The 21,018-nt window shown below is 46.0% G+C and carries 21 protein-coding genes; 12 read left to right on the top strand and 9 right to left on the bottom strand.

All coding sequences use genetic code 11. From position 1 onward, the window contains the following. Positions 1-422 precede the first annotated feature (422 nt). Positions 423-992 carry a D-glycero-beta-D-manno-heptose 1,7-bisphosphate 7-phosphatase gene (gene gmhB / locus BMZ28_RS07630; protein ID WP_074822039.1) on the bottom strand — a complete coding sequence of 190 codons (570 nt, stop codon included), beginning with the start codon at positions 990-992 and terminating at the stop codon, positions 423-425. Between the two features lie 215 nt (positions 993-1,207). Here gmhB and metN point away from each other — a divergent pair, with 215 nt between their 5' ends. The 6 genes from metN (at position 1,208) to proS (ending at position 6,891) form a co-directional block, all read left to right on the top strand. Next, positions 1,208-2,239 (top strand): methionine ABC transporter ATP-binding protein MetN, encoded by a 1,032-nt coding sequence (gene metN, locus BMZ28_RS07625; protein ID WP_047781744.1) that lies wholly within the window; start codon positions 1,208-1,210, stop codon positions 2,237-2,239. Beyond that, positions 2,232-2,888 carry a methionine ABC transporter permease MetI gene (locus BMZ28_RS07620; RefSeq protein ID WP_047781745.1) on the top strand — a complete coding sequence of 219 codons (657 nt, stop codon included), beginning with the start codon at positions 2,232-2,234 and terminating at the stop codon, positions 2,886-2,888. The genes metN and BMZ28_RS07620 overlap by 8 nt, the downstream gene beginning before the upstream one ends. Positions 2,889-2,947: 59 nt before the next feature. Continuing rightward, positions 2,948-3,763: a MetQ/NlpA family lipoprotein gene (locus BMZ28_RS07615; RefSeq protein WP_047781746.1), complete on the top strand. Its 816-nt coding sequence runs from the start codon at positions 2,948-2,950 to the stop codon at positions 3,761-3,763. A 176-nt stretch (positions 3,764-3,939) separates the two neighbouring features. Beyond that, positions 3,940-4,281, top strand: a complete 342-nt coding sequence (gene rcsF, locus BMZ28_RS07610) for an Rcs stress response system protein RcsF (protein ID WP_047781747.1) — start codon at positions 3,940-3,942, stop codon at positions 4,279-4,281. Then, positions 4,282-4,989: a tRNA (N6-threonylcarbamoyladenosine(37)-N6)-methyltransferase TrmO gene (tsaA, locus tag BMZ28_RS07605; RefSeq protein ID WP_074822036.1), complete on the top strand. Its 708-nt coding sequence runs from the start codon at positions 4,282-4,284 to the stop codon at positions 4,987-4,989. It abuts the gene before it with no gap. 162 nt (positions 4,990-5,151) lie between these two features. Next, positions 5,152-6,891, top strand: coding sequence for a proline--tRNA ligase (gene proS, locus BMZ28_RS07600; RefSeq protein WP_074822034.1), 1,740 nt, complete (start codon positions 5,152-5,154; stop codon positions 6,889-6,891). A gap of 236 nt (positions 6,892-7,127) precedes the next feature. On the opposite strand, the gene arfB is transcribed toward proS, so the two are convergent. Further along, the gene (gene arfB / locus BMZ28_RS07595; RefSeq protein ID WP_074822032.1) at positions 7,128-7,544 is read right to left on the bottom strand and encodes an alternative ribosome rescue aminoacyl-tRNA hydrolase ArfB; all 417 of its coding nucleotides are present in this window, start codon (positions 7,542-7,544) and stop codon (positions 7,128-7,130) included. A gap of 4 nt (positions 7,545-7,548) precedes the next feature. Beyond that, positions 7,549-8,097: a YaeQ family protein gene (locus BMZ28_RS07590; protein WP_074822029.1), complete on the bottom strand. Its 549-nt coding sequence runs from the start codon at positions 8,095-8,097 to the stop codon at positions 7,549-7,551. Between the two features lie 352 nt (positions 8,098-8,449). Between BMZ28_RS07590 and BMZ28_RS07585 the strand changes: the two genes are divergently transcribed. Both BMZ28_RS07585 and rof read left to right on the top strand, forming a co-directional pair. Then, positions 8,450-8,650 carry a YaeP family protein gene (locus BMZ28_RS07585; RefSeq protein ID WP_047781752.1) on the top strand — a complete coding sequence of 67 codons (201 nt, stop codon included), beginning with the start codon at positions 8,450-8,452 and terminating at the stop codon, positions 8,648-8,650. After that, entirely contained in the window at positions 8,637-8,903 is a 267-nt protein-coding gene (gene rof / locus BMZ28_RS07580) for a Rho-binding antiterminator (protein WP_047781753.1), read from the top strand. Before BMZ28_RS07585 ends, rof begins: the two co-directional genes overlap by 14 nt. A 55-nt stretch (positions 8,904-8,958) precedes the next feature. Here rof and BMZ28_RS07575 read toward each other — a convergent pair whose 3' ends face one another. The 3 genes from BMZ28_RS07575 to BMZ28_RS07565 form a co-directional block, all read right to left on the bottom strand. Then, the gene (locus tag BMZ28_RS07575) at positions 8,959-9,279 is read right to left on the bottom strand and encodes a c-type cytochrome (protein WP_047781754.1); all 321 of its coding nucleotides are present in this window, start codon (positions 9,277-9,279) and stop codon (positions 8,959-8,961) included. A gap of 67 nt (positions 9,280-9,346) precedes the next feature. Continuing rightward, positions 9,347-10,672, bottom strand: a complete 1,326-nt coding sequence (tilS, locus tag BMZ28_RS07570; RefSeq protein WP_074822026.1) for a tRNA lysidine(34) synthetase TilS — start codon at positions 10,670-10,672, stop codon at positions 9,347-9,349. Positions 10,673-10,736: 64 nt separating this feature from the next. Continuing rightward, a complete protein-coding gene (locus BMZ28_RS07565; protein WP_047781756.1) occupies positions 10,737-11,132 on the bottom strand; it encodes a VOC family protein in 396 nt (131 codons plus the stop codon). A gap of 180 nt (positions 11,133-11,312) precedes the next feature. Between BMZ28_RS07565 and BMZ28_RS07560 the strand changes: the two genes are divergently transcribed. The 4 genes from BMZ28_RS07560 to BMZ28_RS07545 all read left to right on the top strand — a co-directional run bounded on the left by BMZ28_RS07560 (position 11,313) and on the right by BMZ28_RS07545 (position 15,890). Beyond that, on the top strand, positions 11,313-12,857 hold the full coding sequence (locus tag BMZ28_RS07560) for an L-lactate permease (RefSeq protein WP_047781757.1): 1,545 nt from the start codon (positions 11,313-11,315) through the stop codon (positions 12,855-12,857). A 174-nt stretch (positions 12,858-13,031) separates the two neighbouring features. Then, on the top strand, positions 13,032-13,751 hold the full coding sequence (locus tag BMZ28_RS07555; protein WP_074822023.1) for a (Fe-S)-binding protein: 720 nt from the start codon (positions 13,032-13,034) through the stop codon (positions 13,749-13,751). 10 nt (positions 13,752-13,761) lie between these two features. Then, entirely contained in the window at positions 13,762-15,183 is a 1,422-nt protein-coding gene (locus BMZ28_RS07550; RefSeq protein ID WP_047781759.1) for a LutB/LldF family L-lactate oxidation iron-sulfur protein, read from the top strand. Continuing rightward, positions 15,183-15,890: a LutC/YkgG family protein gene (locus BMZ28_RS07545; RefSeq protein ID WP_248296098.1), complete on the top strand. Its 708-nt coding sequence runs from the start codon at positions 15,183-15,185 to the stop codon at positions 15,888-15,890. Before BMZ28_RS07550 ends, BMZ28_RS07545 begins: the two co-directional genes overlap by 1 nt. A 76-nt stretch (positions 15,891-15,966) precedes the next feature. On the opposite strand, the gene BMZ28_RS07540 is transcribed toward BMZ28_RS07545, so the two are convergent. From BMZ28_RS07540 to hutU, 3 genes are all read right to left on the bottom strand, one after another. Then, entirely contained in the window at positions 15,967-17,373 is a 1,407-nt protein-coding gene (locus BMZ28_RS07540) for an amino acid permease (protein ID WP_047781760.1), read from the bottom strand. A gap of 101 nt (positions 17,374-17,474) precedes the next feature. Then, on the bottom strand, positions 17,475-19,013 hold the full coding sequence (hutH, locus tag BMZ28_RS07535; RefSeq protein WP_047781761.1) for a histidine ammonia-lyase: 1,539 nt from the start codon (positions 19,011-19,013) through the stop codon (positions 17,475-17,477). A gap of 1 nt (position 19,014) precedes the next feature. Continuing rightward, positions 19,015-20,700: a urocanate hydratase gene (gene hutU, locus BMZ28_RS07530; RefSeq protein ID WP_074822018.1), complete on the bottom strand. Its 1,686-nt coding sequence runs from the start codon at positions 20,698-20,700 to the stop codon at positions 19,015-19,017. Positions 20,701-21,018 lie beyond the last annotated feature (318 nt).

The raw sequence follows: 21,018 nt of genomic DNA, 5'->3' as shown, positions 1-21,018 counted from the left end.
CTGCCGCCAGCGTTCAATCTGAGCCATGATCAAACTCTTCAATTAAAAGCTTGATGCTCAAAGATTACTTTCAATAATTCACAAATGAATTACTGTCTGGTCACTCTTTAAGACTTGGTATTTTTTTGTGCTGAACACCGAAGTGTTACAGCGTGAGATACCGTCTTGTGAGTGCCCACACAGATTGTCTGATAAATTGTTAAAGAGCATGGCCAACAGTAAGCTTCGCTTGCTGTGGCACGGGCTGCGTATACTACGCTTTCCCGCTACAGAGTCAAGTGTTAAATCACAGATTTATTCATCTTAAACTCTGTCTTCGCCGGCTGTTGCCGGGTCAGTGGAGGCGCATTATAGGGGTATTATGATGAATAGCAAGCCCTAAATAAATTTTTTTACTGTTTGCGGAAAATTTATGCTGATAATTAGCTAAACTGCCCCGCTTTGATAGCATTTGGTAATGCTGCCAGGCTATCCAACACTACATCCGCGAGGGCTTCGCTTTCTGGGGTAATCGCTTTCCCAGTTCTGACCAAGACCTTATGACCAACCCCGGCATTTATTGCTGCTTGCATATCATCGGCCTTATCACCAACCATATAAGAAGCAGCCATATCGATATTCAGTTCCTTCTGTGCCGATATCAACATACCAGGCTTCGGTTTACGGCAGTCACACGTTTGACGGAATTCACCTTCTTCTCCGTCAGGATGATGAGGACAATAATAGATACCGTCTAAATCAATATCACGATCGGCAAGAGACCAATCCATCCACTCCGTTAACGTGATAAATTGCTCTTCAGTAAACTTGCCCCGAGCAATACCGGATTGATTCGTTACCACAACTAAAGCAAATCCCATCTTTTTGAGTTCAAGGCAGGCTTCAATCACGCCATCAATAAATTGGAATTGATCGATTTCATGTACATAGCCATGATCAACATTTAGTGTGCCGTCACGGTCAAGAAAAATTGCAGGTATAAGATTTGCCACGTATTCATCACTCCTGATGGCGTTAGATATTGTCTAGTATCGCATGATTTTACCCACTGTCGGAACGTTTCGATAGATCCAAAACAGTTTGACTTAGACGTCTAGACGCCTTAGCATCCATCCAATCACTTAGCATTTGCTGAGTTCTATTTTATGATCGGTGGTTATTATTGATAACAACAGCCACCGTAACAGTAGCAACCTTAAAGAAAAATATGATTAAACTTCAGAATATTACCAAAATATTCCAGCAGAAGAACCGGACAATCACCGCTCTTTCAGACGTGAGCCTCCATGTTCCAGCCGGACAAATTTATGGCGTTATCGGTGCATCCGGCGCCGGAAAAAGCACGCTTATTCGCTGCGTGAATCTGCTTGAACGCCCAACTTCCGGCCAAGTTTTGATTGATAATCAGGATCTGACGGCGTTGCCATCTTCAGCCTTGACCAAAACTCGTCGCCAGATTGGCATGATTTTCCAACACTTTAATCTACTGTCTTCCCGTACCGTATTCGGTAACGTCTCGCTGCCATTAGAGCTTGATAGCGTACCGTTTGACGAAAGAAAACGTCGGGTTACCGAATTATTAGAGCTGGTTGGCCTCAGCGATAAGCATGATGCTTATCCGGCTAATCTATCAGGTGGACAAAAACAACGAGTAGCTATCGCCCGTGCGCTGGCCAGCAACCCTAAGGTCTTGTTGTGTGATGAAGCCACCAGTGCGCTGGATCCGGCTACAACCCGCTCTATTCTGGAACTGTTAAAAGACATTAACCGTCGTTTAGGCTTAACCATTCTGTTAATTACTCATGAAATGGACGTCGTAAAGCGCATCTGTGATCAGGTCGCAGTGATTAGCGATGGTAAATTGATTGAGCAAGACAGCGTCAGCGCCATGTTTTCTCATCCTAAAACTCCGCTGGCTCAGCAATTCATTCAGTCGACTCTACATTTAGACATCCCTGATGATTACTCCAGCAGACTGACCGCAGAACAGACAGAGAATACGCATCCATTACTACGACTGGAGTTTACCGGTCAGTCAGTTGATGCTCCTTTACTGTCTGAGGTAGCTCGTCGCTACAACATTAATAACAATATTATCAGTGCCCAAATGGATTATGCCGGTGGTGTGAAGTTTGGCGTTATGTTGACTGAAATTCACGGCACTCACGAAGATACGCTTGCCACTATTAAGTTTTTCCAGGAACACCACGTAAAAGTTGAGGTATTAGGTTATGTCTGAAGCAATGATGTGGTTAATGGCTAAATCCACCTGGGAAACCATTGTCATGGCGTTTGCCTCTGGCTTTTTTGGCTTTCTTATTGGTTTACCTGCTGGCGTACTGCTCTACGTAACCAGACCAGGACAAATACTGGATAATCCGGTGATTTACCGCGCCATGTCGGCGGTGGTGAATATATTCCGGTCGCTACCATTTATTATCTTAATCGTGTGGATGATTCCTTTCACCGATTTGATTATGGGTACTTTTATTGGATTAAAAGCGGCTTTAGTGCCATTAAGTATTGGCGCAGCACCTTTTATTGCCCGTATGGTAGAAAATACGCTGTTGGAAATATCCACCGGTTTAATTGAAGCGGCCCGTGCTATGGGGGCAACACCCCTGCAAATCGTTTATAAAGTGCTCTTGCCTGAATCATTACCGGGTTTAATCAACAGTGCATCAATTACCTTGATTACTCTGGTGGGCTACTCGGCAATTGTTGGGAGTACCGTGAGCGCTGGGGGGTTAGGTCAGTTAGGCTATCAATATGGATATGTCAGATATGATGCCACAGTGATGAATACCGTTCTTGTGCTATTAGTTATATTGGTTTATTTGATCCAGCTCTGTGGTGATTACCTCGTTAAAGCCGTCAGTCATAAATAATGGCTTTGATAAAGATAAATTGTGCTGCTTGCAGCGTACTGTAAATAGAGAGATAAAATATGTTAATTAAGTTTAAAACATTTGCCGCTGTTGGTGCTCTTATTGGATCTCTCGCGTTGGCGGGATGCGGCCAGGAAGAAAAAGATCCTAATCACATTAAAGTTGGTGTGATCGTTGGTGCAGAATTAAAAGTGGCCGAAGTAGCAAAACAGGTTGCTAAAGATAAATATGGCTTAGACGTGGAACTGGTATCATTCAACGACTATGTCCTGCCTAACGAAGCCTTAAACAAAGGCGATATCGACCTGAATGCGTTCCAACATAAACCGTATCTGGATCAGCAAATAAAAGAACGTGGCTACAAGCTATCCCCGGTTGGTAACACTTTTGTATATCCTATCGCTGCTTATTCCAAGAAAATTAAATCTCTTGATGAGTTAAAAGACGGTTCTCAAATTGCGGTACCAAACGATCCAACTAACCTCGGTCGTTCATTGCTGCTACTGCAAAAGCAAGGTCTGATTAAGCTAAAAGATGGTGTTGGTTTAATGCCAACCCCACTGGATATTATTGAAAACCCAAGAAAATTCAAAATTGTTGAATTGGAAGCGCCACAGTTACCGCGTTCTTTAGACGACAACCAAATCACTCTGGCTGTGATTAATACCGCTTATTCAAGCCAAATTGGTTTAACACCAACTAAAGACGGCATCTTCGTAGAAGACAAAGACTCACCTTATGTCAACATCATCGTTGCCCGTGAAGACAACAAAGATGCTGAAAACGTGAAAAAATTCGTTCAGGCATTCCAGTCTGATGAAGTATATAAAGCGGCCGATGAAGAGTTTAAGGGCGGCGCAGTTAAAGGCTGGTAATAATTTATCTGACTGATAAATTCTTCTCAGGTTAATATACTCAGGCAGATAGCAATATCTGCCTTTTTTATTGGTTTTTCATCATCAGGCTGTACACTGTTTTTTTATTGATATTCACTGATATTTCAGTGAAATTACGCGCCCTGTGGGTCAATACGCTTTTTCGAGGAAATAACATGAGAATTCTCACTCTTTGCCTGTTTGCCGTTTTGCTGGGTGGTTGTGCTCAATCAGGGACAACATCCGCAGAGCTAGAGCCGGTAAAACTGTATAAAACCGAAGCTGAACTATCCGGTGCGGCCTTTAAAGAACTGGGTTCAGTCTCCGGTGACTCATGCCAGTTTACCGCTCAGGATTCACCACCAAGCATCACTGCGGCTATGTTAAATATGCAAAAAAGAGCCGCCTATAAAAATGCCAACGCTGTACTATTAACGCGTTGTGAAATGATGGCCTCAGCGCCGGGTTGCTATCAGGTTGCTATCTGTGAAGGCACGGCATTGCACGTCAATTTCTAAATGACAACGCTGAATATTAACCCCATCGGCGTTATCCGCTCGCCCTATAAAGAGAAGTTTGCGGTTCCCCGCCAGCCTGGACTAATTCAGGATGGTGGCGGAGAACTGTTGCTGTTACCACCATACAATCAGGCCGAAGCCGTGCGCGGGCTGGAACAGTTTAGCCACATCTGGATAGTGTTTATCTTTCACCAGACTCAAGCAGGCGGCTGGCGACCAACGGTTCGCCCACCTCGCTTAGGGGGGAATGCCCGGATGGGCGTATTCGCTACCCGTTCCACGTTCCGGCCAAACCCGATTGGTATGTCACTGGTAGAACTAAAAGGTATCCACCAGCAGGGTTCAGAAATTACCCTTAAGCTTGGCAGCCTTGATTTGGTTGATGGCACTCCGGTGGTTGATATCAAGCCTTATTTACCCTTTGCAGAAAGCATCCCTCATGCTCAGGCTGGTTTTGCTCAAGATGCACCAGAAGCCAATATGTCGGTGACATTCTCCCCACAGGCGGAGCAAGTATTACAGCGAGAACAGCGAACTTATCCTCAGCTTGAGCGCTTTATCTCTCAGGTATTGGCGCAGGACCCTCGTCCCGCATACCGAAAAGATGAGCAGCAGGCCAGAGAGTTTGCGGTTCATTTGTTGGAGTTTAACGTGCGTTGGCGGGTAGAAAACGCTCAGGCGCAGGTAATTTCTATCGATAGACGCTAGAAATTCCGCTTCCTCTCTTTTGAGTGAGGAAAGTCACTGATACACTAGACTACTTTTAAAAATCAGGCCAATGCCCTGTTGGTACTATCCGACGTTACGTTTTCCGATAGCCAATAGAGAAAAAAACGCCATTATTTAAAGATTAAATGGAAGCACTACATCATGCGTACTAGTCAATACCTGCTCTCAACCCTGAAAGAGACGCCGGCCGATGCAGAAGTCATTAGCCACCAGCTAATGCTGCGTGCTGGCATGATCCGTAAGCTGGCATCAGGTTTATATACCTGGTTACCAACCGGATTACGCGTCCTTAAAAAGGTCGAAAACATCGTTCGCGAAGAGATGAACAACGCTGGGGCACTCGAAGTTTCTATGCCGGTAGTGCAACCTGCCGATTTATGGCTGGAAAGCGGCCGCTGGGAACAATATGGTCCGGAGCTATTACGCTTTGTCGATCGCGGTGAGCGCCCGTTTGTTTTAGGCCCTACCCATGAAGAAGTTATCACTGACTTAGTGCGTAATGAAATCAGCTCTTATAAGCAGTTACCGCTGAATTTCTTCCAAATTCAAACTAAATTCCGCGATGAAGTACGTCCGCGTTTCGGCGTTATGCGCTCTCGCGAATTTATTATGAAAGATGCTTACTCATTCCATACTACGCCGGAGTCACTGCAAGTGACTTACGACAAAATGTATGATGCCTACAGCAAAATCTTTACCCGCATTGGTTTAGATTTCCGCCCGGTTCTGGCTGATACCGGCTCTATCGGTGGTAGTTCCTCCCATGAATTCCAAGTATTAGCGGATAGCGGTGAAGACGATATCGTGTTTTCAACCGAATCAGGCTATGCCGCCAACATTGAGTTGGCAGAGGCCATTGCGCCTTCCGAATCTCGTCCAGCACCATCGGAAGATATGCGTCTGGTTGATACACCTAATGCAAAAACCATCAATGAGCTGGTTGAACAATTTAATCTACCGGTAGAAAAAACTGTTAAGACGTTACTGGTTCACGCAGCAGAAGAGAGCGGTCATAAACTGATTGCCCTGTTGGTTCGCGGTGACCATGAACTGAACGAAGTCAAAGCTCAAAACTTACCACCGGTTGCCAGCCCGCTGACGTTTGCTTCAGAAGAAGAAATTCGTGCCGCTGTTGGTGCCGGACCGGGTTCTTTAGGGCCGATTAACATGCCAGTTCCGCTCATTATTGACCGCACCGTGGCGGCGATGAGTGATTTTGGTGCTGGCGCCAATATTGATGATAAACACTATTTCGGCATTAACTGGGAACGTGATCTAGCCGTCCCAACGGTTGCTGATATCCGTAATGTCATGGTTGGCGATCCAAGCCCGGACGGTAAAGGTACCCTGCTGATTAAACGCGGTATTGAAGTCGGTCATATCTTCCAACTGGGTACTAAATATTCCGAAGCCATGAAAGCAACAGTTCAGGGTGAAGATGGCCGTAACCTGACCATGACCATGGGCTGCTACGGTATCGGCGTCACTCGCGTGGTTTCAGCTTCTATCGAACAGAACCATGACGAGCGCGGTATCATCTGGCCTGATGCTATTGCCCCGTTTGATGTGGTTATTGTGCCAATGAATATGCATAAATCATTCCGCGTTCAAGAAGTTGCCGAGCAGTTATATGACACTCTGCGTTCAAAAGGCATTGATGTACTACTTGATGACCGTAAAGAGCGTCCAGGCGTGATGTTCGCAGATATGGAGTTGATTGGTGTTCCACATACGGTGGTTATCGGCGATCGCAATCTGGATAACAATGAAATGGAATATAAATATCGCCGTGGTGGTGATAAGCAGATGATTAAAAGCGATGAAATCGTGTCGTTCCTACTATCGCAAATCAAACCTCAGCTATCGTTGGAGAATATATAAACCTGCTTCATTGTCAAACGACAGGAGAGATCTCCGTGGGGGTCGTAGCAGCGAGAGCTGCCGGAGTGCCCGTAGGAGGTGTAGGCCTGTCGCCCCCGTAATCAAATAATAACGGTCTTCCGGCTGAGCACAATAATGATATTTACTCAGTGCTTTTACAGCCGGAACAACCACTGACGCTAATTTAGAAGCGTTTGTCAGCAGTCTCAAATCCCGCTACGGCGGGATTTTTATTATCAAAAATCAACTTTGCCCCGCAGGTTTTTGGTTTCTCCCCGGCGAACTTTACTCTCCAAACGTTTACGCTTGGCGTTTTTGCTTGGCGCCGTCGCTCTTCTCACTTTCTGAAAACGGGTTGCTTCCTGAATTAATGCTACTAATCGAGCCAGTGCCGCTTCGCGGTTCTGCTCTTGGCTGCGATATTCCTGAGCTTTAATCACCACCACACCTTCACTGGTCACTAAATGATGATTAAGTACCAATAAACGCTGTTTATAAAATTCAGGCAGGCTGGATGTTTTGATATCAAATTTAAGATGAATCGCCGTAGACGACTTATTCACATTCTGGCCACCCGCCCCCTGAGCCCGAATAGCGCTCAATATGATTTCATCATCGGGAATGGTGACGCCCGCAGAGATAACTAGCCCCATAACATTATTCGCCGAATATTTTCCAGGTTTCAAACGTCAACTCACAGTTATTCTGACTATCGGATAGCCAGACGGCACTATCCTGAATCGTCGCCTGTAGCTGCATATTTCGCTGACACATTGAAGACAGCTGTTTAAGCTGAACATCATCGATAAAATAGACGGCTAAATTTTTGTGGCCTTCTAACTTACTTTGATTTTGTTGCCACCACACTTTAGCCGCCCTTTCACTATAAGTATATAACACCACCTGCTCTGATTGATGGCAGGCTTTCCTTAATCGTTTCTCATCAGGTAATCCCAGCTCAACCCAAAGGACGATACCGTTATGGTCATTACGCAGCCATAATTCCGGCTCATCGTCCGCACACAGCCCTTTAGTGAAAAATAAGCGTTCATCGGCATGACAAATCCAGGCCAGCAAACGTAGCATCATCCGTTGCTCAGTCTCTGATGGGTGCTGCGCCAGAGTTAATCCTGTATCGGAATAGACCTGTCGATCCATATCCGCAACGTTTACCGTTGCTTTATATATTGTTGCTTTCAACGCCATGAAAGGAGTGCCCGAATGAATAAAAGAGTAAAGTGGTGGCTAGTGTAACCAATTCATCACCGGAACACATCGTTAATCAGGTAGTTAATCGTCTGGCATAAACATAATCCACCGATATCTTAGACATAAAATTTTGGCGAATAACACATTGAAAATGCACTGCTAAGCGGAATAAATTTAGAGTAAATCAATCCGATAAATTTATTATCCAAACCGTCTCCAAGTAGCTGATATAAAGAATAACAACTATGCTATAGTCAGCACGGTGATCGGTGCAGATAACATTCTGACATTGATTTGGTTTTGCCGAGTAACGCGGCATAACATGAGATGAGCTGCCAGGGAGGATGACATGCACAACTACAGCGAACTTGTTCGTCGTAAATATGCTCAAATCGCCAGCGGCGATCTTGGGTATGTGTCAGATGCGTTAGGATGCGTATTAAAAACACTAGACGATATTGCCGCTGATGAAACGCTATCGTCTGCCGTTAGGGAACAAGCGGCTTATGCTGCCGCTAATTTATTGGTGAGTGATTATGGTGATGACTGAAAAAGAGTACCAACCCATAAACTGTGATGACTATGATAATTTAGAGCTCGCCTGTCAGCACCATTTAGTTCTTGAGATAAAACTAAGAGGTGGTGAAAGACTGGAGGCTAAAGCCTGCGATTTACTGTTAAGAAAGCAGGTTGAATATCTGATTGTTGATGTTGCCGGAGAACAAAAAGAGCTGAGACTCGACAACATTGCTTACTTCAGTCATCCAACGATTGGCAAAATTGAGATCAGTCTTGCCGACTGATTTTTCCGAACCCGGGCAGGTAAACTGCCCGTTTTTACCACTCTTGTACCATCCTCTACTCTTTCTCACCCAAACTAGCGTAATACGCAGCTAAATCAGCAATATCCTGATCAGATAAATTGTTCACATAGGCGCTCATTACCGTTGCCAAACCACCGGTACGCTCACCTTTTTTATAGGCATGCATAGATACGTCTAAATAAACTTCATTCTGTCCAGCAAGATTAGGATAGGTAGGAATAGAAACTTTGCCATTAACGCCATGACAACTGACACACTTTGCTGATTTACTCTTTCCTGCTTCAACATCACCCGCAGCATAAACCGAAAAGTTAATCATTAACGCACCACCTAATAAGAGTAATGCTTTTTTCATTATATTCACCTCTGGTAGACCAATCACATTGCTTATGAATAAAACCAATCAATTTATTATCGTGTTATCAAGCTATATTCTTATCATAATGAATACACCAAACCGGTTTATCCGCTACGGACTGCCCCTCCAGCGTAACAAACAAGCCAATTGCTGCGATCAAGATTTCCCCATAAAACAGCAATGGCGTTCTCTGGCGCAGCCAAGGGGGAACACCCAACTCCTGCCATAATTTTTTGAGTTCTCTGGAGTGGCGACGGTCAGTTACGCGTACCGTCAGGCTTCCTGGCGCAGAAAAGCGTACCGTAACCTTTTCCTCTACCGTTGGTGCCCGCACATGAATACCTGACTCAGCCAATGTCAGCTGGCCTAAACAGTCTGGAAGCATCAAAGATGTTTCGCCACGCCACGCCAGCACCACGCTCTCAATCCCTTGAAAAAGTGGCAGCAAATATAAACGCTGACGATAGCGGCGCACTTGATGCATGCCCAATTGCAATACGGGTTCCGCATCAGGTTTACTCAACGCCACTTCATGCCATAGTTTTTCCAGTTGCTCCTGCGAAGGCATCAGCACCTGATGTTGGCTTAGCCAACGGCGCAGTATTGCGCGTCTCTTCATCTCAGAGACGTGCACTAATCCATCAATATCCATTGCACCATCGGCAGACATCAACCTCGACAAATCAGGTGCCAAAAGTTCATCCAGCAAGGATTCCTGTTCAGCACATAAGCCTGCGCTACGGGAAACCATGTTAGAAAAGTGAGGCCAGCGCTGGGCTATCGCCGGTAATATCTGTAAACGCAAAAAATTACGGTCAAAGCGGGCATCCTGATTGCTGTCATCTTCCACCCAACTTAACCCGTTCTTTTTCGCATAATCTTCGATTTGACGTCGGGAAATATCCAACATCGGACGGATTTGTCGATGAACACCAAAAGGCATATTGAATGGCATCGCAGATAACCCCGCCGGCCCACTGCCACGTTTTAAAGCCAACAGAAAGGTTTCGCACTGGTCATCTAAGTGCTGAGCCGTAGCCAACACCTCTCCATCATTCAGTAATGCACTTATCGCCTGATAGCGTGCTTCACGTGCTGCGGCCTCAATGCCCGCTTCTGAAGGGTCAACATCAACGTGAGCGACCTGAAAAGGAACTTGCCACTGAGCGCACTGAGCTCGACAATGTTCAGCCCACGCCTGAGCATAGCGACTGAGCCCATGATGAACATATATGGCTCTAAGTTGCAGGTCGGAATGCTGCTCTGAGCGTAAAGTCACTAGAGCATGTAATAACACGGACGAATCAATACCGCCGCTAAACGCGACTAAAATACGCTTATCACGCCCAAGTCGTTTGGCGATTTGCTGTATCACTTCATGACTGCCCATTGCATTGCTACCCGTAGGGAAAGATACCGTATGTTAGTGAAAAAAAGGGAAGATAACGAGCAACTTACTCACTATCTTCATAAAACTCCAAGGGGAGCCCATCCGGATCGCTAAAAAAAGTAAACCGTTTTCCAGTATAAGGATCGATTCTTACTTCCTCACACTCAACGCCAGAGGCCTTTAATTCAGCGACAGCGACATCCAGATCGCCGACGCTAAAAGCCAAATGCCTCAAACCGCAGGCCTCCGGTTGACTAACTCTGGGTGGTGGTGAAGGAAAAGAGAAGAGTTCAATCATATACTGTCCGTTCATTGATAGATCAGCCTTCCATGACTTTCTCTCTGCCCGATAGTGTTCAGCCATTAGCTTGAAGCCTAATGTATGACAATAAAAACGCTTACTTTGCTCATAGTCAGTACAGATCACTGCTATATGGTGTATTTTCTTAATTCCGACCATCACCCTCACCAACGAAATCAATTTATATTCAATAAAATCAATATATTGAAATTTATCATACAATAATCATTTCTGCGTATTTTTCGAGTTAACTCGTTTCAGCTCACTGAATCGTAAAATGATAACCCCTAGAATTCTCACCTAAAATAGAAATCATATGATAAATACAAAGGTACCTCTATGTCCGAATATCTTTCCTTCTTGTTGGGAATTATTCCATTAATCGCCATGATTGTGATGATTTTAAAGATAAAAACGCCTATACATTATGCGGTTATCATTTCTTTAATGATCACTTTAATCATTGCCGGAATCTTTTGGAAAACACCGTTACAAAACCTTTCTATGTCGACCCTTTATGGTGCTTCTAAAGGTTTATGGCCAATTATTATCGTTATTCTGGGTGCTATTTACAGCTATAACCTGATGCTGAAAACCGGCAGCATGGACGTATTAAAAAACGTTCTGGCCAATATAAGTGATGATAAACGCATTCAGATCCTGCTTATTTCCTGGTGTTTTGGTGGCTTTCTGGAAGCCGCAGCAGGTTATGGAACCGCAGTAGCAATTCCCATTGGTATTCTGATCGCGTTAGGTTTCAATCCGCTTAAAGCGGCTATTGCTTCACTGGTCGCCAACACCGTCCCTACCGCCTTTGGTGCCGTCGGTATCCCGGTGTCTATTTTAGCGGAACAAACCGGATTGCCGGTGCGCGAACTCAGTAGCATGATCATTATTCAGCTATCGCTGTTCAATATCCTGTTACCCTTCGTCATCGTTGCCATTGCCGGCGGCGGGATCAAAGCTATTAAAGGTGTATTCTTTATTACGCTCATGTGCGGTATCAGCACCCTGATTCCTCAATATTTTGTTGCCACCTATTTAGGCGCCGAATTGCCTGCCTTTGCTGGTAGTCTGGTTAGCTTGCTGGTGACCATTTTCCTCGCTAAACGCTATAAAAAACCGGCAGCAGAACAAGGTGAGCCAACAGAAAAAAACCAGCAGCATTATTCAGGCTCAGCCCTAATCCGTGCCAGTGCTATCTATTTACTGACATTCTTATTCATCTTGCTGTGTTCTCCGCTGTTTCCAACCATCAAGAACACGGTGGGACAAGTATCAAGCGTGATTCCTTACGCGCTAAACGATGCACATATTCTGAAATTGAAGATTGAGTGGCTAAGCACGCCTGGAGTCCTGATTATTATCGCCACCTTTATCGGTGGGATTATTCAGGGGGCAAAAATTTCAACGCTGTTCTCGGTTCTTTGGAGCACGGTAGTTCAGTTGAAAAACTCCATTATTGCCATTACCGCCATCGTTGCCATGGCGACCGTCATGGACACCAGCGGTATGATTGGCGATATCGCCAATACCTTAGTCAGCGTTACCGGCACCGGCTATATCTTCATTGCACCAGTCATTGGCGCCTTGGGCACCTTTGTGACCGGCAGTGACACTAACTCCAACGTCCTGTTTGGTAAACTACAGACCAGCGCAGCAACTCAACTAGGCATTGATCCTATATTACTGGCGGCAGCCAATACCGCCGGTGCCACCGGCGGTAAAATGATCTCCCCACAGAGTATTGCCATTGCCGTTTCAGCTACCCGAATGGATGGTCAGGGCAGTGCCATCATGTCTGGCACACTAAAATACTGCGCTATCTACATCGTTATTCTTGGCCTGAAAATTGGCGCTATGTACTATTTATTCCATTTGTAATACAAATCACACAAGATCTCATCAGGTGGTGATAAAATTCGCCATCTGATGATTAAAAAAAGAATAAAGAGCCAGATGCCAGCAATCAACGTTCCTACCAAATCGTTATTCCGATCGCCAATATGAACGTCGTCTCTGGCACCAAGACCTCTATCGTTTCTGGAGTCAAATTTTATGAAAGTCAATTTTTACGTTACCTGCATCGGTGACGCCCTCAAGGCTAATATGGCACGGGACACCGTGCTGCTGCTTGAGCAGTTAGGATGTGAAATCCTGTTTCCTGAACGCCAAGGATGTTGTGGGCAACCGGCGTTAAACAGTGGCTATGTTAACGATGCCAAACCGGCAATGAAGTCTCTGATCGCCACTTTTGAAGATAATGACTATCCGATAGTTTCCCCTGCGGGCTCATGTACCTATGCGATAAAAAGTTACCCAACTTATTTAGCCGATGAACCTGAGTGGGCAGCCAGAGCTCAGGCGGTTGCCGATCGGATGCAGGATTTAACCGGCTTTATCGTACACACCCTTGGAGTGGTCAACGTTGGTGCTCGCCTGCCAGGCAAAGCGGTCTATCACCCTTCCTGTAGCCTGTTTCGTAAACTCGGCATCAAAGATGAGCCGATTACGTTACTGAATAACGTCGAAGGCCTTGAACTACTGCCTATCGTTAATCAGGAAACATGCTGCGGTTTTGGCGGTACGTTCTCGGTCAAAATGTCTGAAATTTCCGGCGAAATGGTGAAAGAAAAAGTGCAGCACATTATGGATGCTGAACCGGATTACCTGATTGGTGCAGACACCAGTTGCCTGATTAATATCAGTGGCCGCCTGACGCGTGAAAAACGTCCGGTAAAAGTGATGCATATCGCTGAAGTGTTAATGAGCCGCTAAGGGGATAGCTATGTCGATGAAAACCAGCAATATCGCGTTTAAACCACGTATCAAAGCAGAGATGGAAGATACCATCATGCGTAAAGCCGTGGCGATGGCTCAGGAACGTATCGGAGCTAACCGCCAGATAATGGTCAATGAACTAGGGCATTGGGAAGACTGGCGCGATCGCGCAGAACAAATTCGTAACCATGTTCTGGAAAACCTTGATGCTTATTTGTATCAATTATCAGAAAAAGTAACCGAAAACGGCGGCCACGTTTATTTTGCCAGTACCAAAGAAGATGCAACCAACTATATTCGTGACGTTGCCAAGCAAAAGCAGGCGAAGAAGGTGGTTAAGTCCAAGTCCATGGTGACGGAAGAGATCGGCCTGAACCACGTACTCCAGAGCGAAGGCATTGAAGTCATTGAAACCGATTTGGGTGAATATATTCTACAGGTTGATAACGATCCCCCATCGCACATCGTGGTACCGGCAATACACAAAGACCGCTACCAGATTCAAAAGGTTTTGCACGAAAAACTGGGTTATGACGGCTCTGAAACCCCTGAGGCCATGACGCTATTTATCCGCGAAAGAATTCGTAAAGATTTTCTTGAAGCAGATATCGGTATCAGCGGCTGTAACTTCGCCGTTGCAGAAACCGGTAGTATTTGTCTGGTGACCAACGAAGGTAACCTCAGAATGGCCACCACACTGCCTAAAACCCATATCGCCGTCATGGGCATGGAACGCATTGCGCCAACCTTTGAAGAAGTCGATGTCTTGATCACTCTGCTGTGCCGCAGCGCCGTTGGCACCCGGTTAACCAGCTATAACACCTGGCTAACGGGTCCTCGGGAAGAAGGTCATGTCGACGGTCCGGAAGAGTTCCATCTGGTGATTGTAGATAATGGTCGCTCTAAAATCCTCGGTTCAGAATTTAAAGATGTACTACGCTGTATTCGCTGCGGTGCCTGCTTAAACACTTGCCCAGCCTACCGCCAAATAGGTGGTCATGGTTATGGTTCTATTTATCCAGGTCCAATTGGCGCAGTGATATCTCCTTTGCTGGGGGGTTATGAAGATTTTCACGATCTGCCTTATGCCTGCTCACTGTGTAACGCTTGTAATCAGGTTTGTCCGGTGAAAATTCCATTAGCCCAATTGATTTTAAAACACCGGCGAGTCATGGCTGAAACCGGCCTAACGCCAAAAGGCGAACGGCGTTTCACCAAAATGTTTAACTATGCCAATGCTCACCCTGCCCTGTGGAAAGTCGGTATGACCATGGGGGCTAAAATGGCCAACTGGATGATCAAAGACGGCAAAGCCCCGCTCAGCATTAGCGTCCTGAACGACTGGACTGAAGCGCGCGACTTACCGGCACCGGACGGTGAAGGTTTCCGTAGTTGGTTTAAACGTCATCAGGCGGAAAGGAATAAATAATGATGTTGATGAATGAACAAAATCGAACCTCGTTTCTCAGCGAAATTGCCCGTCAATTAGGGCGTGAAGTCCGTCATGTCCCTGCCGAGGGCAGCAACCCGGTTAATCAATATCCACAAACTCGTCTGACGGATAAAACTCAGGATCAACTCTGTCAGGAGTTTTTAGAGTTTGCCAGCACCCAAAAGGTTACCTGCGTTCTTAGCCGTCCTGAATCACTTATCGCCGACGTTATCGCCTTGTGTGAGCGCTACGGCAGCTCTCCCGTCGTGGTCAGCGGGGATCAACGCCTGAAAGAATTGGGCATTACCCCGGCATTAAAAGAACAGTTTGATGCCTATGAATGGGATCCGAGCAACGGTGAAGACAACATTCATATGGCGGAAAAAGCCAAGGTGGGTTTGGTGTATGCCGAAGCAGGGCTAACAGAGTCCGGTGGTGTTGTTTTGTTCTCGGCACCGGAACGTGGTCGGTCGGTCAGTCTATTACCGGAAACCTCGGTTTTTGTGCTGCGTAAAAGCACCATTCTTCCCCGCGTGGCTCAAATGGCACAGCGGTTACACCAAATGGCTCAGGCCGGGGAACGTATGCCCTCTTGCATTAATCTGATTGGTGGACCTAGCTCAACCGCCGATATTGAGTTAATCAAAGTATTTGGCGTTCATGGCCCGGTTCATGCCGCTTACGTTGTACTGGAAGACTGCTGAATTTAGTGTCCATAAAAAAGCCCGAGTTCAATAAAGAACTCGGGCCAGTGATTTCAAGCGCCGACGTTAAACGAGATTAATCGGAACTTAAATCTTCCTTATAAAGCAACTCTGGTGTGACAACGTCCACTTTGCCTTTGATTTTCACATAGTAGACAATCGTTAACATAATTATCCACCCCAACCCAACGAACAGTGCTGCGCGTGTATTAGCAAAGTAACCCAACATTGCCAAAACAAATAACATAAACACAATCGTTAGCGCTGGCGCGATTGGCCACCATGGAATCGGGAACTTCAACTGTTTCATCTGTTCTTTCGTCATACCACGACGCATGGAGAACTGAGAAAGTAGGATCATCAGCCATACCCAGATGGTTGCGAAGGCAGCAATTGAAGCAATAACCAGAAATACGCTTTCAGGTATTAAGTAATTTAGCACCACGCCAACCAATAATGTCCCCGCCATCACCACAACCGTCATCCAAGGCACGCCGTTACTGGCAATTCTCAGGAAACTTTTCGGTGCCATTCCCTCTTTTGCCATACCGTACATCATGCGACCGGCACCAAAAATATCACTATTGATGGCCGAAATAGCCGCAGTAATCACGATAAGGTTAAGAATATTAGCGGCTGATGAAATGCCCAGACTGCTAAAAATTTCAACGAATGGACTACCTGCTTGACCAATAGTATTCCAAGGCGATAGCGACATTAAGACCAACAGGGTTAAAACATAAAACAGCAAAATACGCATCGGAATGGTGTTGATCGCCCGAGGAATAACCTTAGTCGGATCTTTAGCTTCACTGGCAGTAATACCGATGATCTCGATACCACCAAAAGCAAACATCACAATGGTTAGAGAGGCGATGACGCCGCTGATGCCATTTGGTGCAAAGCCACCGTGCATCCATAAATTATCGAAGCCTGATGAAACGAAGTGCCCACCGCTACCGAATATCAGGATAGCGCCGCCGGCCACAATCATCGCGATGATGGCGACAACCTTAACCAGCGACAGCCAGAATTCCATTTCACCAAATACACGAACGTGTAAAAGGTTCAAAGCACCAATCAAAAAGATGACGCCGAGTACCCATATCCATTGAGGAACATCGGGAAACCACAGCCCCATATAAATACCAAAGGCGGTGACGTCAGCTAAACAAACGATAATCATCTCAAAGGCATAGGTCCAACCGGTAATAAATCCGGCCAGTGGCCCCAGATACTGTCTGGCATAACTACCAAAAGAACCCACGATGGGAAGATGAACCGCCATTTCACCCAAGGCACGCATTACGATAAAAACCGCAATACCACCGATAAGATAGGCCAGCAGTACGGCGGGACCCGCCATCTGTATGGCCGAGGCCGAACCATAAAATAATCCAGTACCGATTGCAGACCCTAAAGCAATAAAGCGGATATGCCGAGCATTAAGGCCGCGCTGCAGTTGTGGGAGGGCTTTTCGCATATTTTATCCTTAATCTCATCATTTCATGAATATTGACAGGGAATCGGGCAATTTGCCGGAAACATCATTTCCGGCAAACAACATTAAAACGAAAAAACAGTTTATTTTTGCTGGCTAGGCAGCATGGAATGAGGGAATAAAGAAGAAAGATGTCGTTCGGCCAATATTAATGTTGCGGCATCAATGTCTGGCGCAAAAAAGCGATCTTTATCATAGAATGCAACCTGCTTACGCAACAGGCCACGTGCTTTTTCTAAAACCGGGCTGGATTTTAACCCCTGTCTAAAATCAAGTCCCTGACACGCAGCAAGATACTCAATCGCCAGTATCACTCTGACGTTATCCGCCATTTCCCACAGTCGACGTCCGGCCGCAGGTGCCATAGAAACATGGTCCTCCTGATTGGCGGAAGTTGGCAAACTATCAACGCTGGATGGATGAGCGAGGGCTTTATTCTCACTGGCTAAAGCTGCCGCCGTTACCTGAGCAATCATAAATCCGGAGTTGACCCCACCGTTATTCACCAAAAATGGCGGTAACTGTGACATATGCTTATCCATCAACAGGGCAATGCGTCGCTCAGCCAGAGAACCCATCTCGGCGATAGCCAATGCCAGATTATCCGCAACCATCGCTACCGGTTCAGCATGGAAGTTACCGCCAGAAATAACATCCCCTTCTTTAGCAAAGATCAGCGGGTTATCTGAAACGGCATTCGCTTCAACCAATAAGACGCTTGCTGCATGGCGAATTTGGCTCAGGCAGGCCCCCATAACTTGAGGCTGACAGCGTAATGAATAAGGATCCTGTACTTTTTCACAGTTCTTATGAGAGAGGGAAACATCACTCTGCTCACCAAGAACCTGACGATAAAGTGCGGCACTATCAATTTGCCCCAACTGTCCACGCACCTCGTGTACGCGCGCATCAAAAGGACTTCTTGAACCCAACGCTGCTTCGGTGGTCAGAGAACCGCAAACAACGGCAGCGTTAAACAGGTCTTCACTATCAAATAAGCCTCGCAAAGCAAAAGCCGTTGATACTTGAGTACCATTCAGCAGGGCCAAGCCTTCTTTCGCTGCCAGCGTCACCGGTTGCAAGCCGGCTTTGGCTAATGCTTCTTTAGCCGGTAACCACCGCCCCTGATAACGCGCTTGCCCTTCGCCGAGCAGTACCAAACTCATATGAGCCAATGGTGCCAAATCGCCAGAAGCACCTACTGACCCTTTAGCGGGAATATAAGGATAAACTTCCGCATTAATTAATGCTTGTAGCGCCTGAATAACCTGTAAACGAATACCAGAGAATCCACGAGCCAGACTATTGACCTTCAGTACCATAATCAATCTGACAAGGGCATCATCCAACGGTTGGCCTACCCCCGCAGAGTGGGAAAGCACAATAGAACGCTGCAAGTTTTCCAGATCTTCGCTGGCAATACGCGTTTGTGCCAGTAAGCCAAATCCGGTATTAATCCCATAAGCGGTACGCCCTTCAGAAATAATGGCATTCACACAGTCCACGCTCTGCTGGATCGCAGGAAAATAGCTTTCATCCAGCGTAATGCGTACAGGATGTAAATAAACCTGACGCAGGTCGGAAAGGGTTAAATGTCCCGGACGTATAACTAATGATTTCATCTTATTTCACTCCTTGTGCAGCAGTAATCATCGGCAGGTTAAGGCCCTGCTCTTTTGCACAATCAATCGCAATTTCGTAACCAGCATCTGCATGGCGCATGACGCCAGTTGCCGGGTCGTTATGTAGAACGCGAGCAATACGTTTAGCCGCTTCATCGGTGCCATCACAAACAATCACCATACCAGAGTGTTGTGAAAAGCCCATACCTACGCCACCACCGTGATGTAGCGAAACCCAAGTAGCTCCACTGGCGGTATTCAATAAAGCGTTCAGCAATGGCCAATCGGAAACCGCATCCGAACCATCTTTCATCGCTTCCGTTTCCCGGTTTGGACTGGAAACTGATCCAGAATCCAAATGGTCACGACCAATCACGATAGGGGCAGAAAGTTCGCCGCTGCGCACCATCTCATTAAAGGCTAAACCTAATTTTTCCCGAAGGCCTAAACCTACCCAACAAATACGGGCTGGTAGTCCCTGGAAGCTGATGCGCTCACGAGCCATATCCAACCAACGATGCAAATGCTCGTCGTCAGGAATCAACTCTTTCACCTTAGCGTCGGTTTTATAAATATCCTCAGGATCCCCAGACAGGGCTGCCCAGCGGAAAGGTCCGATGCCGCGACAGAAAAGAGGGCGAATATAGGCGGGCACAAAGCCTGGGAAATCAAAGGCATTTTTTACACCCATGTCTTTTGCCATCTGACGAATGTTATTACCATAGTCAAAAGTTGGAACGCCCATCTTTTGGAAGGCTAACATTGCAGTAACGTGCTCGGCCATAGACTGTTTAGCTGCCTGAGTGACCACCGCCGGTTCGGTAATTGCGCGCTTCTGGTACTCTTCCCAGGTCCAACCCTTCGGTAAATAGCCATGCAATGGATCGTGGGCGCTGGTTTGGTCAGTCACCATATCAGGGCGAATACCACGCTTAACTAACTCAGGCAGAACCTCTGCGGCATTAGCACACAGGGCAATAGAAATGGCTTTTCCTTCAGCGGTATATTTTTTAATCCGCGCTAATGCATCTTCCAAATCGGTTGCTTGCTCATCCACATAACGTGTTTTTAAGCGAAAATCGATACGGCTTTGTTGGCATTCAATATTCAGTGAACAAGCACCGGCTAAAGTAGCGGCAAGAGGTTGAGCACCGCCCATACCACCCAGACCCGCAGTCAGTACCCAACGACCGGTTAAGCTACCGTTATAGTGTTGGCGGCCAGCTTCAACAAAGGTTTCATAAGTTCCCTGAACAATCCCCTGACTGCCGATATAAATCCAACTGCCTGCGGTCATTTGACCATACATGGCGAGCCCTTTGGCATCCAGTTCGTTAAAGTGTTCCCAAGTGGCCCAATGTGGAACCAAATTTGAGTTAGCAATTAAAACGCGAGGGGCGTTACTGTGGGTTTTAAATACCCCTACCGGTTTACCTGACTGTACCAGCAGCGTTTCATCATCTTCCAGATTGGTCAGCGTATCGACAATTTTATCGTAGCATTCCCAGTTACGGGCAGCGCGGCCGATCCCACCATAAACCACCAGTTCATGAGGGTTCTCGGCCACCTCAGGATCCAGATTATTCATCAACATACGCAGAGGTGCTTCAGTTAACCAACTTTTTGCATTGAGCTGATTGCCGCGGTAAGCACGAGTTTCGACATTACGAAATTTATTTTGAGACATAATGATCATTCCTTTCTTATAAGAGGCCTGTAGATAGCTAGCAGACAAAACTCTCAATGGTGAATATTATGCAGCTGATGGATAGCTCATTGGTTTACAACATATAGATGTATATACAAGTACATTCAAGTATTAATTATTTACCAGAGAATCGCAGAATAATATTTCATGAATATAAAAATAATCATATTTATCAAAATATTAATTATTTTTATTTACTAAGAAATGACTTTTAAAGTCACAAGAAAGGCTAAGAATGGAGAATATTGATGTCTGATTTTGTGTTTTGAATCACACTTAATTTACAATTATGCAACA

This window comes from Pragia fontium DSM 5563 = ATCC 49100 (assembly GCF_900112475.1).
GTDB lineage: Bacteria > Pseudomonadota > Gammaproteobacteria > Enterobacterales > Enterobacteriaceae > Pragia > Pragia fontium.
The sequence above is the reverse complement of the archived record's forward strand: the minus strand, read 5'-3'. Positions and strand labels throughout refer to the sequence as shown.